Genomic DNA, 14484 nt, shown 5'->3' with positions numbered 1-14484 from the left:
TCTGGTTTTTTCTTTCTACTTTGTCCCCGCCGGGGCTTGTTGGGTTTCTTAAGCTCCCCATCTTGGGGGCCCCCCCCCCCCCCCCCCGGGGGGGGGGGGGGGGGGCGGCCCCCCCCCCCCCCCCGCCCGCGTTGTCGGCGATCTGCTGCTGCGGGGAGCGGGCGCCTTGAGCCGGGCCTGCCCGCGGAGATCGCGGCACCCTCCGCCATGCGGCCTCGCCCGAGGCTGCGTACCTGAGCGCGGAGGGGCCATGCCGGGGCCGCAGCAGATGACTCCGGGCGCTTCTGGAGAGACGCTGGAGGCATGTCCGCATACCCGCCGATCGTCGTGCACCGGATCTCCCCGTCGGGTGGCCGTCGGGTGACCGTGCGCGACCAGATCATGGGCCTCGCCCACTCCGACAACGACCTGATGGAATTCCTCCGCCGGGCCGGGCTGCCCGACTCCGTCGCACTCCTCGACGACCCGACCTGGATCGAGTGGGTGGGCGACCGGCGGCACGAGTACGACCCGCTGGAGATCGTGCCCTGAACACCCGTGCCCCGACGTAGAGTTCGGTCGATCGAATGCTGACGGGCGGGGGCACGATGAGCAGAGCTCGTGCAGTGCGGAGTGCGGGTGGGTGCGCGGTGCTGGCCGTGCTGGCCGTGCTGGCCGCCGGCTGTACGGCGCCCGCACCGGATGTCGACCCCGGGCTGCGGAAGGCCGTCCAGCCGGTCGTGCACGAAGCCCTGGTCGCGGGCCTGCAGAAGGAGGGCGGCCTGCTGGCCGACTCCTCACTGGCGGCCGGGGCCCGCTGGTTCTGCGCGGAGAAGGTCGTCGAGATCCGTGAGACGCACGACGGGACTCTGAGGGTCGGTCTGGACGCGATCTGCGCCGAGCTGACCTCCCGGGACCGGACTCTCGTACAGGGAACGGGCGTGCGAGCACCCTGGGTGATGGAGCTGACCGAGGACGGCAGGGGCGGCTACCGCGTCCGCCGCCAGGACTGCCCGCCGGACGGTGCCGGATACGACGAGTGGATCGGCCGCTCCTTCTCCGAAGGCGGCGCGGAGGTGGTGCGGCACGGCGATTGGGACGGCACCGCCACGATCGAGGCGACGGCGCGTGCACAGTTCCGGCTACCGGCGGACGCACCGGTGACAACGCTGTAGAGCGCCGTTGTCAGTGCCGCGCGAGATGCTTGACGGTCCGACACCTTCCCAAGGGGGAAAGCGCTATGACCGATCCCGAGCTCGCCGCGGCGCAGGCCTACGTACGACTGCTGCAGACCACCCGGGCCGTCCTCGACGATCCGGAGCACCCGCCCCTTCCCCTGCCGCTGCTCGCCGCCCCGATCGCCGAGGCGGACGAGGCGCTGCGCGCCGCCGGCCTGGCGGGAAACGAGGCCGACTTCTTCGATCTGGTGAGCAGGCTCCAACCAGCGCTGCGCGAGGACCGGCCGGTGCCCTGAGTCAGGTTCGGCGGCGCGGCGGCGCAGCTGCGCCTCTGCCCGATCCACCATGTTCGGCCGGATGAGGCCGAGGGCAGGGCCCGCAGGTCGCCGGACGCCGAACGCCGGAGGTGAGCTGCACCCGGGACGCATGCCCCGTGCGCAGCCCACCTGTGCAACCGTGCGTGACGCTTACCGGCCGGACGGCCGCTGCATCCGCTCGGCGGCCCTGTCCGCGGTCTCGTGGGCCTTGCCCGCAATCTGCTCGCCGCGGCCCTCCGCCTGCATGCTCCGGTCGCCCATGGCCTTGCCAGTGGCTTCCTTCATCTTGCCCTTGGCCTGCTTGGCCTTCGCCTTTGCCTTACCCATGACGGTTCCTTCCGTGATTGGGGTTGATCGGCGTAACCACCTTGCGCCCGTTGCCCTGAGTACGCAAACGGACACATAGCGCAACAGTCGGCGAGTACCCGCGGTCCCTACGTCTCGTCGCCCGGAGCTTCGCGTCGCTCGAGCGGACGCGTGGCCGGGCCGTGCAGGACCGCACCGTCCGTGGCAAAGCGGGAGCCGTGGCAGGGGCATTCCCAGACCCGGTCGAGATCGTTGAAGTGCACCAGGCAACCGAGGTGCGTACAGCGCGCGGACAGGGCCTCGACGTGCCCCGAATCGTCGCGGTACACGGCACGCCGCTTCCCTTCGAGCCGAACCACCGCGCCACTGCCCGGTGGGATGTCCTGCACCGAGTCGACATGGCTGGTGTGCAGTCGGTCGCCGACGAAGTGGTGGGCAACCGCCGTCTGGAACCTGGCCAGTTCCCCCGTTTCCCGCATCGCGGGCAGCCTTCGCGGATCGTACAAGTCGGTCCAGGCAGGCCGGGGTCCACCCGCGATGTGGGCCGCGAGCAGGCGCCCGGCCAGTACACCGTTGCTCATGCCCCAGCCGCCGAATCCGGTTGCCGCATAGACATGTTGGCTGCCGGGATGGGCATGCCCGATGTACGGGAGATGGTCGCTGGAGTCATTGTCCTGGGCCGACCACTGATAGGCCCGCTCCGCCGCCGCGTACCCCGGCAGCCGCTCGCACGCCCAGGCATCGAGGCGAGCGAACCGTTCCCGTACCCGGCCCGCACCCGGCTCGAATGATTCCCCGGTGACGATCAGCAGCCGCCGTCCGTCGTCGTACGGCGCACTGCGCAGGGACCGGACCCGGTCCTCCGGGGTCAGATACATGCCTGTCGGGGCGGCGTCGGCCGGCACCGGCGCAGCGATCACCAGTTCGCGACGCGGCTTCAGCCGGGTGAACAGCAGCGTGCGGTCGAAGACCGGATAGTGCGTCGCGATGACGGCGTCGCGTGCCTCGACCGCCGCACCGTGCTCGGTCGACAGACGGCAGTGAGCGCCGTCGCGGAGTCCGGTGACACGGGTGCGCTCGTGGATGCGCCCGCCCGCACCGGTGATCTTGTCGGCCAGGGCGAGCAGGAACTTCCTCGGGTGGAACTGGAGTTGCCCCGCTACACGCACCGCGCCGGCCACCGGGAAGGGAAGCTCGGTGTCGGTCACGAAGGATGCGTCGAGCCCTGCCCGGCGGGCGGCCTCCGCCTCGGCCTTGACCTCGTGTGCCCGCTCCGGATCCGTTACGTACGTATAGGCGGGGGCGCGCTCCAACTCGGCGTCGATGTCCAGGTCGGCGCAGAGGGCTGCCGTGCGGTCGACCGCGTCCTGCTGCGAGAGCGCGTACAGCTCGGCGGCGTCGGCACCGTGCTCGGCCTCCAGGCGGGCGTACGCCAGACCGTGCAGAGCGGTCATTTTGGCGGTGGTGTACCCGCTCACACCGGCGGCGATCCGGTCGGCCTCCAGGACGACGACGTCCAGACCCGCCCGGACCAGTTCCCAGGCGGTGCACAGACCGGCGATGCCTCCGCCGACGACGGCGACGTCCACGGTCAGATCCGCACCGAGGGGCGGACGGGCGGTTCCTGGGGCGGTGGCCATCCAGTACGAATCGTCGACAGTCGGGCGTTCCGCAACCATGTCTCCTCGGCTCTCTCGTGCTGGAGGGACTGGGGCAGGCTCCCTCTCAAGCCGTGGCAGTACCGTCGGCGGTGGGCAGGATCCGGCCCACCGTTCGCCGGGCGATGCGCTGTCGACCGCACGGGTAACCACTGGCCGACGGCTCAAACGTGGCTCCCGAGCCACCGCCGTACAAAAGCAGCGGCTGATGGCCTGGCATGAGCACAGACCATCAGCCGCGTATGTGGCGCAGGCAGCTACTCCGGGAGCATGTCCCCACTGCGCATGCTGCGCTCCTGCTCGCTCTGCTCCCGCAGCTTCCGGGCCCTGTCCTGGAGCCGCTGACGCTCCTGCGGGTCGCTCGCGCGCTCCGCGGCTTCCGTCAGTTCCTGGGCCTTCCGACGCATCTGCTGTGCGCGGCCACCGGATTCACCTGCAACGCTCATCGTCACTCCTTGGACGTTGGGAAGAGCGGACTCCCTCAGCGAACCAGCGCCACGACACGCCCGCATCTCGAACGGTCACGCACTGCGACCACGGGCCCCGACGGCCGCCCGACGGCGACGGGCGGCCGTCGGTCCCGGCCGACGCGCGCCCAGGAGGTCCTCAACGGCCCCCAGAAACACGGAAAAGGCCGTGTCGGATTCCTCCGACACGGCCCTGACCTACGACTTCGAAAAGTCGGGACGACAGGATTTGAACCTGCGACCCCTTGACCCCCAGTCAAGTGCGCTACCAAGCTGCGCCACGTCCCGATGCGCTTCCATCCGGTTTCCCGGCCGAGCGCGCAAGAGAACATTACCTCACTCCACGGAGCCGCCGGTCACAGCGCCGGGCGCCGTCGCGCCCCGACGCGTGGATCTGCTCGCAGCGGCCTACGACTCGACGGGTCCGGAGGAATTCCAGCCCGGCGCAGTCGCCTTCAGCCGCAGATCCTCGGGAACGACTTCCTTCCCGCAGTGCCGGCAGCTGTGCACCAGGTCGAGTTCCTCGCCGCAGGAGTGACCGAATACTGCGGGCGGCTCCGGGACGATCCATCGGTCGCCCCATTCGCGCAGGGTGGTCAGCACGACCAGCAGGTCCCGCCCTGCCTCGGTCAGGTGGTACTCGAAGCGGGGTGGGTGCTCGCTGTACTGCCGCCGGGTCAGCACGCCGATCGACTCCAGATGACGCAGGCGCGCGGTGAGGACGTCACGGGGAGCGCCGGTGTTACGGGCGATCGCGGCGAAGCGGCGATTGCCGAAGCTGATCTCCCGGACCGCCAGCAGTGACCATTTCTCTCCGATGGCCTGGAGCGATGCCGCGATCGAGCACGGCCTGCCGCGGGAGTCCAGGGGGCGGGTCGGAAGCGTGCCGTCCTCCGTGGTGCGTGCCTTCATGCTCACTAGGTTGCCACATCCAACTCACTCCCTCCAGCATCCCGACCGAGCAGTAAGTCTGCGTTCCAAACCATTGCGAGCGCGGCGGCGCGGTGCGGGGGACAATCGAGGCGTGGACGAGGCACGCAAAGACCGCGACGACACGGCACGCAGGGATCGCGACACCGAAGGGCGCGCACGCAACGCACGCCCCCGCGACGGGCTGGGGCGACCGCTTCCGTACGGAACGCCGGGAGTGGAGCGCCAGCCCGAGGGCGTGCTGCGCCCCCCGGGGCAGACGCTGGCGGAGGCGCAGCGGCTGCTGGACGCGGGCATGCCCTTCCATGCGCACGAGGTGTTCGAGGACGCGTGGAAGTCCGGACCGGAGTCGGAGCGCGAGCTGTGGCGCGGCCTCGCCCAGCTCGCGGTCGGGCTCACCCACGCCGCCCGTGGCAACACGGCGGGCGGCGCCCGTCTGCTGCTGCGGGGCGCGGACCGGATCGCCGGTTACCAGGATCCGTACGCCATCGATGTGGCCGGTCTTACGTCCTGGGCGCACGAGCTCGCGGCACGGCTCGACCACCCGGTGGACGCGGGCGCCGAGGCGCCCCGGCTAACGCGATAGCAGGACGACTTCCAAAGTGCGCGGGCCGTGGACGCCCTCCACCCGGTCGAGTTCGATGTCGCTCGTCGCCGAGGGCCCGGAAATCCAGGTCAGCGGGCGGGTCGGATCGAGTCGCGGCATCGCCTGCGGTACGGAGGCGACGACCTGCTGGGGGGCGCGTACGACGCAGATGTGCAGATCCGGAACGAGAGTGAGGGCCCGTCGCCCCTGCCCCGGGCCCGCGTCGAGCACGATCGTGCCGGTCTCGGCGATCGCGAGGGCGCAGCCGGTCACGACGGCGTCGATGGCGTCGAGTTCGTACGGAGTCAGCCGACCTGCGTCCGTGCGCTGCTCGACGTCGGTATCGCTGAGCCAGCCGGCAGGCAGTCCGTCCGGCACGGCGACCGACCGCGCACCGTGGGCGTCCAGCAACTCCCTTACCAGAGCGGGCAGTTCGGGCTCTGTGGCGCGGTGCACGATCGCCCGGTAGTCGGCGAGGTTCTCGTGCAGCAGATCGAGGATCGCGGCCGGATCGCCGGGGTTGTGGCTCTCCAGATAGTCGCGGGCGGCTTCCGGTACAGCGGGCGCGTCGGCAACGGCGGCGCGGATCCGGGCGAGGATGCGCTCGCGGGAGGTGGCACTCATCGGCGGTTCTTCTTCCACCAGTCACGGAAGGATTGGGCGGGCATCTCGGGCAGCTCCCGGTCGGCGGTCCAGGCCCCGGCTCCCGGCAGCCTCTTCGGATGCAGCTTGCGGGTGCCGGAGGCCGCCCTCTCGCCGGCGGCGAGTGCGGCCGGGTGGTCGAGGACCCACCCCGCCGCCTTGATCGCGGCCTTCTCCAGGCGATGTCCTCTGCCGCCGCGGTCCGCGACCTTCTCCCGCAGATGGACCAGGACTTCGGGAATGTCGATGGCGACCGGACACACCTCGTAGCAGGCGCCGCACAGTGACGACGCGTACGGCAGGGAGGCGTCGATCTCGCTCTCGATGCCGCGCAGCTGGGGGCTGAGGATCGCGCCGATCGGGCCCGGGTAGACCGATCCGTACGCATGGCCGCCCGCCCGCTCGTACACCGGACAGACATTGAGGCAGGCGGAGCAGCGGATGCAGCGCAGCGCCTGGCGGCCGACCTCGTCGGCCAGCGCCCCGGTGCGGCCGTTGTCGAGCAGCACCAGATGGAAGTCCCGCGGTCCGTCCGCGTCGGCCGTGCCGGTCCACATCGACGTGTACGGGTTCATGCGCTCGGCGGTCGAGGAGCGCGGCAGCGTCTGCAGGAAGACCTCCAGATCGCGCCAGGTGGGCACCACCTTCTCGATGCCGACGACGGAGATCAGCGTTTCGGGGAGGGTCAGACACATACGGCCGTTGCCCTCGGACTCGAGGACGACGAGGGTGCCGGTCTCGGCGACCATGAAGTTGGCGCCGGAGACGCCGACCTTGGCCCGCAGGAACTTCTCGCGGAGGTGAAGGCGGGCGGCCTCGGCGAGTTCGGCGGGGCTGTCGGTCAGTCCGTCGGGGGCTGCTCTGCCCCAACTCCCCATCTGCTTGCGGAAGATGTCACGGATCTCGCCGCGGTTGCGGTGGATCGCGGGTACCAGGATGTGCGAGGGGCGGTCGTCGCCGAGCTGCACGATCAGCTCCGCGAGGTCGGTTTCGTACGCGGAGATCCCCTCGGCCGCCAGCGCCTCGTTGAGGCCGATCTCCTGGGTCGCCATCGACTTGACCTTGACGACCTCGCTCTCGCCGGTCGCCTTCACCAGCTCGGCGACGATGCGGTTGGCCTCGTCGGCGTCGGCGGCCCAGTGGACGGTGCCCCCGGCCCCGGTGACGGCGGACTCCAACTGCTCCAGATAGCGGTCGAGATGACGCAGCGTGTCGTCCTTGATCTGCTTGCCGGCCTCGCGCAGCTCCGCCCAGTCGGCGAGTTCCGCCACCGCTTTCGCGCGCTTGTCGCGAATGGTGTGGGTCGCGTGGCGGAGATTCGCGCGCAGCGTCACATCGTGGACGGCTTCCTCGGCGGCCTCGGGGAAGGACGGCATGCCGAGATACGTACCACTGGTGCCGCTCACAGCAGGGGCTCCTCTTCGGTGCTCGCGAGGATGTCGGCGATGTGCAGGGCGCGCTGCGGTGCGTCCTGGCGGCGCAGGATGCCGTCGACGTGCATCAGACAGGAGCTGTCGGCGCCGCACAGCACGTCGGCTCCGGTGGACCGGGCGTTGCGGACCTTGTCGCGGCCCATGGCTGCGGAGACGGCGGGGTTCTTGACGGCGAAGGTGCCGCCGAAGCCGCAGCACTCCTCGGCACCGGGCAGCTCGCGCAGCTGAAGGCCCTTCACCGCTTCGAGCAGCCTGCGCGGCCGCTCCCCCAGCCGCAGGGTGCGCAGCCCGTGACAGGAGGGGTGGTAGGTGACGGTGTGCGGGAAATACGCGCCGACGTCGGTGACGCCGAGTACGTCGACGAGGAACTGAGTGAGTTCGTACGTCCGGGTGGGAAGTGCCGTCTCGCCGAGCTTCGGATACTGCTCGCGCACCATGGCCGCGCACGACCCGGAGGGGGTGACGACGTACTCGTATCCCTCGAAGGCGCGCGCCGTCCGGCGCACCAGCGGCTCGGTCTCGCGCCGGTAGCCGGTGTTGAACTGCGGCTGTCCGCAGCAGGTCTGCGCGGCGGGGAAGTCCACCTGAACGCCGAGCCGCTCCAGAAGTCTGACGGTCGCGATGCCCGTGGCCGGATACACCGCGTCGTTGACGCAGGTGACGAAGAGTGCGACACGCATGGTCGGAGGATATGCCCCGACCGGCGGCCTCGGTAGGTCCCGCGATCGGTGGGGTGCCGGCTACCCCGCATACTCGGCAGGGTGAGAAAGATCTATGTGATCGGCATCGGGGCGGGCGACCCCGATCAGCTGACCCTGCAGGCGGTCAAGGCCCTGAACAAGGCGGATGCGTTCTTCATCCTCGACAAGGGTGAGGAGAAGTCGGATCTGGCACGGCTGCGACGGGACATTCTCGACGCTCATGTCCAGGGCGGGTCGTACCGTCTGATCGTGGCGCGCGACCCGGAGCGGGACCGGGAAACATCGGATTACTCGCCCGCTGTCGACGACTGGCGCAGCCGCCGGGCCGATCTGTACGAACGGTTCATCGCAGAGGATCTTGCCGAGGACGAGTGCGGCGCGTTCCTGGTCTGGGGCGATCCGGCGCTGTACGACTCCACACTCGCGATCCTTCAACAGATCCTCGAACGGGACACGGTCGCCTTCGATCACGAGGTGGTGCCCGGAATCAGCAGCGTCTCGGCGCTGCTGGCCAAGCACCGCACCGGGCTGAACCGGGTGGGCCGGCCGGTGCAGATCACCACGGGCCGGCGGCTCGCCGAGGGGTGGCCCCAGGGCGTGGACGACGTGGTCGTGATGCTGGACGCACGGCAGGCGTTCACTCGCCATCTCGACCAGGATCTGTTCATCTACTGGGGCGCGTACGTGGGCACCGAGGACGAGATCCTGGTGTCGGGGCGGCTTGCCGAGGTGTCCGGCCGGATCGAGGAGCTGCGGGCCGAGGCCCGCGCCCGCAAGGGCTGGATCATGGACACCTATCTGCTGCGGCGAGGCTGAGACGCTGCTCGCCCACGGGTCGCGCATCTGGCCGAGATGGCGGTCGTCACCAGAGCGTCGGTCACCTTCCGGCTGGAACGGGTCGGCTCACCAGACCAGATGGAGCGCTTCGGGCGAACGGTGGATCAGGGCCGGCCGCATCACGGGCGGCGGCCTGTCCTCGTCGAGCCGCAGGCCGGGCAGCCTGCGGGCGAACAGGCCGATGGTCAGGCGCAGTTGCTCGCGTGCCAGCTGCGAGCCGGGGCAGCCGTGCGTCCCATGACCGAAGGCCACATGCCGACGGGAGAGTGGCCGGGTGATGTCGAAGACCTCCGGCCGGTCGTGGCGGCCCTCGTCGCGGTTGGCCGATCCGTACGCGACGAACACGGTGGCTCCGGCGGGCAGTTCGGTGCCGGAGATGGTGACGGGGCGGGTGGTGGTACGGCGGAAGCCCTGCACCGCCGAATCGTACCGGGCGGCTTCCTCGACGGCCGCTGGTATCAACTCCGGGTCGGCACAGATCAGTTCCCACTGCCGCCGGTCGCGCAGCAGATGCAGAAGTGTCGTGCCGATCAGCGCGGTGGTGGTCAGATGCCCGGCGATCAGGAAGTTCTGTAAGTTCGATACGAGCTCGTGGCGCTGGTCGAGCGTGAGCTCCCCGCTGCCGGGCGCCAGCGCTGCGACCATGCCGGAGCAGAGGTCGTCGCGCGGGTTCTCCCGCCGGTCGCGTATGTATGTGTCGAGAAGCTTGTGCAGTGCGACGACGTCCTCGGCTGCGCGGACCTGGGAGTCGGGATCGAGCGGGCGGAACAGCAGCTCTTCGGCGCGGTAGCCGCCGTGCACCGCCGCCGGGACGTCCTCGGGGTCGAAGCCGATCAGCCGGCCGATGACCTGCCCGGGGAGCTTTCGCGCGTACGCCCCCATCAGCTCGACGCGGCCGTCCGCGGCGAAGCCGTCCACGAGTGACGCGGCGCGCTCCGCGGCGTACGGGACCAGCTCGGCGATCCGCCCGGCGGACAGACCGCGGTTGAGCGGCGCGCGGTGACGCTGATGGGGCGGGCCGTCGGTGGAGACGACGGTGGGCCGCTTTCCGTACCCCTTCGCCAGCACCTCCAGCGCCTGCGGCGATGGCATGACGTCGGGGAGCAGCGCCCGCACGGAGGAGAACTCCTCGGGCCGCCCGAGGACTTCGCGTACGTCACAGTCCCGCGCGACGAGCCAGGCGTCGAGCTCGGGAACGAAGGTCAGGCCCTCGGTCCGGCGCGCCTGCGCGTAGAGCGGATAGGGATCGCGTTGCAGCTCGTCGAGCCTGGCGTGATCTTTGCTCGTCACGCGGCGCCTCCAGGTGGCTCCGGTTCGGAAGGACTCGGCACGGTGGGCACGCTTGTTCGTCCGGCCATCGTGCCCGAGCGCTGCCGCGTCGGGAAGAGCCCCTCAGCGGGCGGGCGAGTTCGCGGCATACTGCCGGACTGCCGGCCCGGCCCTGCGGAACGGCTCGCGGCATGCTCGTTGTGCAGCTGGCGGGCCCGAACCTGCGATCACGCGTGGCCGATGTCCCCGCGATGCTCGCCGAGCCGGGGCGGCAGCTCCTGCTCGGTCCAGACGGTCTTGCCCTCGTGCGCGTGCCGTGTGCCCCAGCGTGCCGTCAACTGGGCGACGAGAAGCAGCCCCCGGCCGCCCTCGTCGGTGCTGCGGGCACGTCGCAGATGCGGGGAGGTGCTGCTGGAGTCGGTCACCTCGCAGATGAGGCGGTGGTGATGGAGGAGTCGCAGGGTCACCGGGCCGCCGGCGTAGCGGTAGGCGTTGGTCACGAGTTCGCTGACGATCAACTCGGTGGTGAAGACCAACTCCTCCAGTCCCCACTCGGCGAGCTGTGCGGCGGTCAGCCCCCGGGCGCGGGCCGGTGCGGTGGGCTCCGCAGGCAGCTCCCAGGTGGCGACCTGCTCCGGTGCCAGGGTCCGGGTCCGGGCCAGCAGGAGGGCCACGTCGTCGACGGGCCGCGTGGGCAGCAGCGTGTCGATCGCGGCCTGGCAGATCTCCTCCAAAGGCCGGTCCGCTCCGGCCAGCGCGGTGCACAGCCGGGACAGTCCGGCCTCGACGTCGTGTTCGTCGGTGTCGATCAGACCGTTGGTGTAGAGGGCCAGCACGGAGCCTTCGGGAAGCTCCAGTTCCGCGCTTTCGAACGGCAGCCCGCCCAGTCCCAGCGGTGGTCCGGCGGGGAGTTCGGGGAAACTTACGCTTCCGTCCGGTGTCACCACGACCGGCGGGGGATGGCCCGCGCGAGCCATGGAACAGAGCCGGCTGACCGGGTCGTACACGGCATAGAGACAGGTGGCGCCGACGACCTGTTCCCCGGGCGAGTCCGCGTCGCCGGGCTCCTGTTCGCCGGCCAGCCGCATCACGAGGTCGTCGAGATGGGAGAGCACCTCGTCCGGTTCGAGATCGAGGTCGGCCAGCGTGTGCACGGCGGTACGCAGCCGGCCCATCGTCGCCGCGGCGTTGATGCCGTGGCCGACCACGTCACCGACGACCAGGGCCACACGGGCTCCGGACAGCGGGATGACGTCGAACCAGTCGCCGCCGACCCCTGCGGCGCCCCCGGCCGGCAGATAGCGGTGGGCGACGGAGACCGCGGGGTGCTCGGGAAATTCGCGTGGCAGCAGGCGGCGTTGCAGTGCCAGGGCGGTGCGGTGCTGCTGGGTGTAGCGGCGGGCATTGTCGATGGAGAGCGCGGCGCGAGCGGCGAATTCGTTCGCCAGCGTGAGGTCGTCGGCCTCGAACGGTTCGGGATGCCGGTAACGCCACATGCTCAGGAGTCCCAGGACGAGGCCGCGGGCAGTCAGGGGAACCACCATCAGCGAATGGACGCCACGGGCAACCGCCTTCACCGCCCGGTCCGGGTCCAAGCTCGATCTGGGGTCCATCGGTTCGAACTCGGCCACCAGAACAGGGCGCCGGTCGGCCAGAGATCGCGCCTGTGGTGTGTCAGCGGCGAACGATCTGAGCGTGCCCACCGGGAACAGCAGCTGTTCCTCGCTCCCCGGGATGCTCTTGAGCGCTGCCCTGCGGAGGGGACCGGCTGCGTCCGGGATGAGCTCCTCGCCGAGGCTGACCGACTCGAGAAGATCGACCGTCACGCAGTCGGCAAGGTTGGGGACGGCGACTTCGACCAGTTCGTTCGCGGTGGTCTGCACGTCCAGCGTGGTCCCGATGAGGGCACTCGCCTCATTGAGCATGGCCAGCCGGCGCCGGGCGCGGTGCCGGTCGGTGACATCCTCGACCAGCTGTGCCACGCCCAGCGTCCGGCCGCTGGAATCCTCCATACGGAACGCGGACACGGAGACGAACCGCTCCCGGCCCGGGTCGGTCTGCAGGCGGGCCGACAGCTCCGTGAAGATCATCGGCTTCCCGGTGTCGATCACCTCACACAGCCGGGCCTCGATCGTCTCCGCGTCCTCCTGGACGACGTAGTCGCCGGTACGCGTGCCACGCATCCGCTCGACCGGAAAGCCCCCGAAGCGCGCGATCGCCCGGTTGACCCGCAGGAGCCGCAGCTCCGGATCGTGGATGGAGAGGCCGATCGGCGACCGGAGGAACAGTCCGTCCATGACCGACCGGTCGATCTCCCACTGGGCGACTTCCTCGGCCGGCGCAGCCACCAGGAACCACTCGTCTTCGCAGTCGGCCCGCCTGACGCGACGTGCCCGGACGCCGAAGGCGAGCCGTCGGCCGTAGCGGTGCCGAACAGGCAGGATCCCGAACCAGCCGCTGTCCGCGACGCAGGCCGCCGCGGCCTCCCGTACGACGTCGCGGTCCCGGGGATCCACAAGAAGGTCCACGCCAGGCCGGCCGAGCACCTCCTCCTCCGGGTAGCCCAGCAGCTCACGGGCGCGGTCGCTCCAGCCGACCACCCAGCCACGGTGGTCCAGCACCACAGTGACAGCGCGAGCCACCGAGAACGGGTCCTCCGGGCTCTCGCTGATCAAAGTCACGGACGAGATCATCCCTTTAATGCTCCATCGGGTCCGATGGACGCGCATGCGCTGGTCCAGCCCCATCACCGCGGGCGGCGGAAGCGACTGCAAGCCGCTCCGTCCCCGACCGTACCCGGGAAAGGTGAGCGGCCGTGTCGGATTGCTCCGACACGGCCCCTCACCTGCGACTTCGAAAGGCCGGGACGGCCGGATACGAACCTGCGACCCCTTGACCCCCAGTTCTGGGGCGCCTGAGCAGCGTGCTCCGGGTCGTCCTTCGAGGTCGCCGTCAATCCTGCCTGGCCGGCTCCCTCCCGGACGAGGAAGTGCGTCGGACAATGGAATGGGCGTGGTCCCGGATATGACCTGCGGCGCGGCCGGCACTGCGGCGTTTCGCCGTACTTCCCGGCCGGTCTCTCCGACGCGACGCCGAAACCGCGAGAAAGGCGGTCGCCATGACCAGCATCACCCACCGCACCACCGCCCTGTTCCGGATCGAGGCGAACAAGGCGCTGGACAAAGCGGGCACCAGCCCCACGCACGTGCAGGCACCGCTCTCCCACGAGGGCCCGATCCCGGGGTGATGGCGATGCGCAGCCGCTTTGAGCCCGACCGGCAGCTGACCGCCCGCATGGTGGTCACGATGTTCCTGCTCGGGTTGCTGTACGTGGCGTTCATCGCGACGCTGATCGTGCTGCTCAAGTCCGTCGTCCTGGTGGTTGTCATCGCCGCCGGGCTGCTGGGTGCGCAGTACTGGTACTCGGACCGGATCGCCCTGTACGCCATGCACGGACGCCTCGTCACAGCCGAGGAACAGCCTCGATTGCACGGCGTCATCGACCGGCTGTGCGCCACCGCCGACATGCCCAAACCCCGGGTCGCCATCTCCGACATGGACCTGCCCAACGCGTTCGCCACCGGCCGCAACGCCGACCACGCCGTCGTCTGCGTCACCACCGGACTGCTGCGCCGCCTGGAAACGGAGGAACTCGAAGGCGTCCTCGCCCACGAGCTCTCCCACGTCGCACACCGCGATGTCGCGGTGATCACCATCGCCTCGTTCCTGGGCGTGATCGCGGGACTCATCGTCCGCTTCGCCTTCTACTCCCAGCTGTTGGGCGGACGCAACCGCGACCAGAACACCGCCGCGGCGCTCGCGATCGTCATGGCGGTCTCTGCCCTGGTCTATGCCATCAGCTTCCTGCTGATCCGGGCGCTGTCCCGCTACCGTGAACTGGCCGCCGACCGCGCCGCAGCCATGCTGACCGGGAAACCCTCCGCCCTGGCCTCGGCGCTGACCAAAGTCAGCGGCGACATCGCCCGTATCCCCACCCAGGATCTGCGCACGGCTCAGGCGTTCAACGCATTCTTCTTCACGCCCGCCCTCGGACCCGGCACCGTTCTGGCCAACCTGTTCTCCACCCACCCAAGCCTGGAACGCCGCATCGAGGCGCTCGCAGAAATCTCCGCCGAGCTGGGTGAACCGGGCAGCAGGGCGTCATGAGCACGATGGGAAGG

Annotated in this window: 16 protein-coding genes and 1 tRNA gene; 7 read left to right on the top strand and 10 right to left on the bottom strand. The window is 70.1% G+C overall.

The features are described from left to right. Positions 1–303 precede the first annotated feature (303 nt). The 3 genes from ACI2LP_RS26720 to ACI2LP_RS26710 all read left to right on the top strand — a co-directional run bounded on the left by ACI2LP_RS26720 (position 304) and on the right by ACI2LP_RS26710 (position 1453). Positions 304–531: a hypothetical protein gene (locus ACI2LP_RS26720; protein ID WP_404727056.1), complete on the top strand. Its 228-nt coding sequence runs from the start codon at positions 304–306 to the stop codon at positions 529–531. A 56-nt stretch (positions 532–587) separates the two neighbouring features. After that, positions 588–1154, top strand: a complete 567-nt coding sequence (locus ACI2LP_RS26715) for a hypothetical protein (RefSeq protein ID WP_404727055.1) — start codon at positions 588–590, stop codon at positions 1152–1154. 65 nt (positions 1155–1219) lie between these two features. Then, on the top strand, positions 1220–1453 hold the full coding sequence (locus tag ACI2LP_RS26710) for a hypothetical protein (protein WP_404727054.1): 234 nt from the start codon (positions 1220–1222) through the stop codon (positions 1451–1453). A 171-nt stretch (positions 1454–1624) separates the two neighbouring features. Here the strand turns inward: ACI2LP_RS26710 and ACI2LP_RS26705 are convergent, their stop codons facing one another. The 5 genes from ACI2LP_RS26705 to ACI2LP_RS26685 all read right to left on the bottom strand — a co-directional run bounded on the left by ACI2LP_RS26705 (position 1625) and on the right by ACI2LP_RS26685 (position 4817). Beyond that, positions 1625–1801: a CsbD family protein gene (locus ACI2LP_RS26705; protein WP_404727053.1), complete on the bottom strand. Its 177-nt coding sequence runs from the start codon at positions 1799–1801 to the stop codon at positions 1625–1627. 107 nt (positions 1802–1908) lie between these two features. Further along, positions 1909–3459 carry an FAD-dependent oxidoreductase gene (locus tag ACI2LP_RS26700; protein WP_404727052.1) on the bottom strand — a complete coding sequence of 517 codons (1551 nt, stop codon included), beginning with the start codon at positions 3457–3459 and terminating at the stop codon, positions 1909–1911. A gap of 236 nt (positions 3460–3695) precedes the next feature. Next, complete coding sequence (locus ACI2LP_RS26695; RefSeq protein ID WP_404727051.1) at positions 3696–3884, bottom strand: DUF6381 family protein; 189 nt, start codon at positions 3882–3884, stop codon at positions 3696–3698. Positions 3885–4119: 235 nt separating this feature from the next. Further along, positions 4120–4193 (bottom strand) — tRNA-Pro (locus ACI2LP_RS26690). 120 nt (positions 4194–4313) lie between these two features. Next, positions 4314–4817 (bottom strand): winged helix-turn-helix transcriptional regulator, encoded by a 504-nt coding sequence (locus ACI2LP_RS26685; RefSeq protein ID WP_404727050.1) that lies wholly within the window; start codon positions 4815–4817, stop codon positions 4314–4316. Positions 4818–4929: 112 nt separating this feature from the next. Here ACI2LP_RS26685 and ACI2LP_RS26680 point away from each other — a divergent pair, with 112 nt between their 5' ends. Beyond that, positions 4930–5421 carry a DUF309 domain-containing protein gene (locus ACI2LP_RS26680; protein ID WP_404727049.1) on the top strand — a complete coding sequence of 164 codons (492 nt, stop codon included), beginning with the start codon at positions 4930–4932 and terminating at the stop codon, positions 5419–5421. Here ACI2LP_RS26680 and ACI2LP_RS26675 read toward each other — a convergent pair. The 3 genes from ACI2LP_RS26675 to ACI2LP_RS26665 are packed head-to-tail and all read right to left on the bottom strand — an operon-like array spanning position 5410 to position 8176. After that, positions 5410–6045, bottom strand: a complete 636-nt coding sequence (locus ACI2LP_RS26675; RefSeq protein ID WP_404727048.1) for a lactate utilization protein C — start codon at positions 6043–6045, stop codon at positions 5410–5412. The genes ACI2LP_RS26680 and ACI2LP_RS26675 overlap by 12 nt on opposite strands. Further along, positions 6042–7439: a LutB/LldF family L-lactate oxidation iron-sulfur protein gene (locus tag ACI2LP_RS26670; protein ID WP_404727246.1), complete on the bottom strand. Its 1398-nt coding sequence runs from the start codon at positions 7437–7439 to the stop codon at positions 6042–6044. The genes ACI2LP_RS26675 and ACI2LP_RS26670 overlap by 4 nt, the downstream gene beginning before the upstream one ends. 26 nt (positions 7440–7465) lie before the next feature. Beyond that, entirely contained in the window at positions 7466–8176 is a 711-nt protein-coding gene (locus ACI2LP_RS26665; RefSeq protein WP_404727047.1) for a (Fe-S)-binding protein, read from the bottom strand. Between the two features lie 81 nt (positions 8177–8257). Between ACI2LP_RS26665 and cobF the strand changes: the two genes are divergently transcribed. Beyond that, positions 8258–9013, top strand: coding sequence for a precorrin-6A synthase (deacetylating) (cobF, locus tag ACI2LP_RS26660; RefSeq protein WP_404727046.1), 756 nt, complete (start codon positions 8258–8260; stop codon positions 9011–9013). Positions 9014–9100: 87 nt separating this feature from the next. Here cobF and ACI2LP_RS26655 read toward each other — a convergent pair whose 3' ends face one another. Together ACI2LP_RS26655 and ACI2LP_RS26650 are read right to left on the bottom strand one after the other, a co-directional pair. After that, a complete protein-coding gene (locus ACI2LP_RS26655) occupies positions 9101–10324 on the bottom strand; it encodes a cytochrome P450 (protein ID WP_404727045.1) in 1224 nt (407 codons plus the stop codon). Positions 10325–10530: 206 nt separating this feature from the next. Continuing rightward, a complete protein-coding gene (locus tag ACI2LP_RS26650; RefSeq protein WP_404727044.1) occupies positions 10531–12996 on the bottom strand; it encodes a SpoIIE family protein phosphatase in 2466 nt (821 codons plus the stop codon). A gap of 425 nt (positions 12997–13421) precedes the next feature. On the opposite strand from ACI2LP_RS26650, the gene ACI2LP_RS26645 reads away from it, so the two are divergent. Next, the gene (locus ACI2LP_RS26645) at positions 13422–13550 is read left to right on the top strand and encodes a hypothetical protein (protein WP_404727043.1); all 129 of its coding nucleotides are present in this window, start codon (positions 13422–13424) and stop codon (positions 13548–13550) included. Between the two features lie 5 nt (positions 13551–13555). Further along, entirely contained in the window at positions 13556–14470 is a 915-nt protein-coding gene (gene htpX, locus ACI2LP_RS26640; RefSeq protein ID WP_404727042.1) for a zinc metalloprotease HtpX, read from the top strand. Positions 14471–14484 lie beyond the last annotated feature (14 nt).

The organism is Streptomyces sp. NPDC019890 (genome assembly GCF_044903445.1).
Classification (GTDB): domain Bacteria; phylum Actinomycetota; class Actinomycetes; order Streptomycetales; family Streptomycetaceae; genus Streptomyces.
Note: the sequence above shows the minus strand (reverse complement) of the source record. Positions and strands in the feature narration are given on the sequence as shown.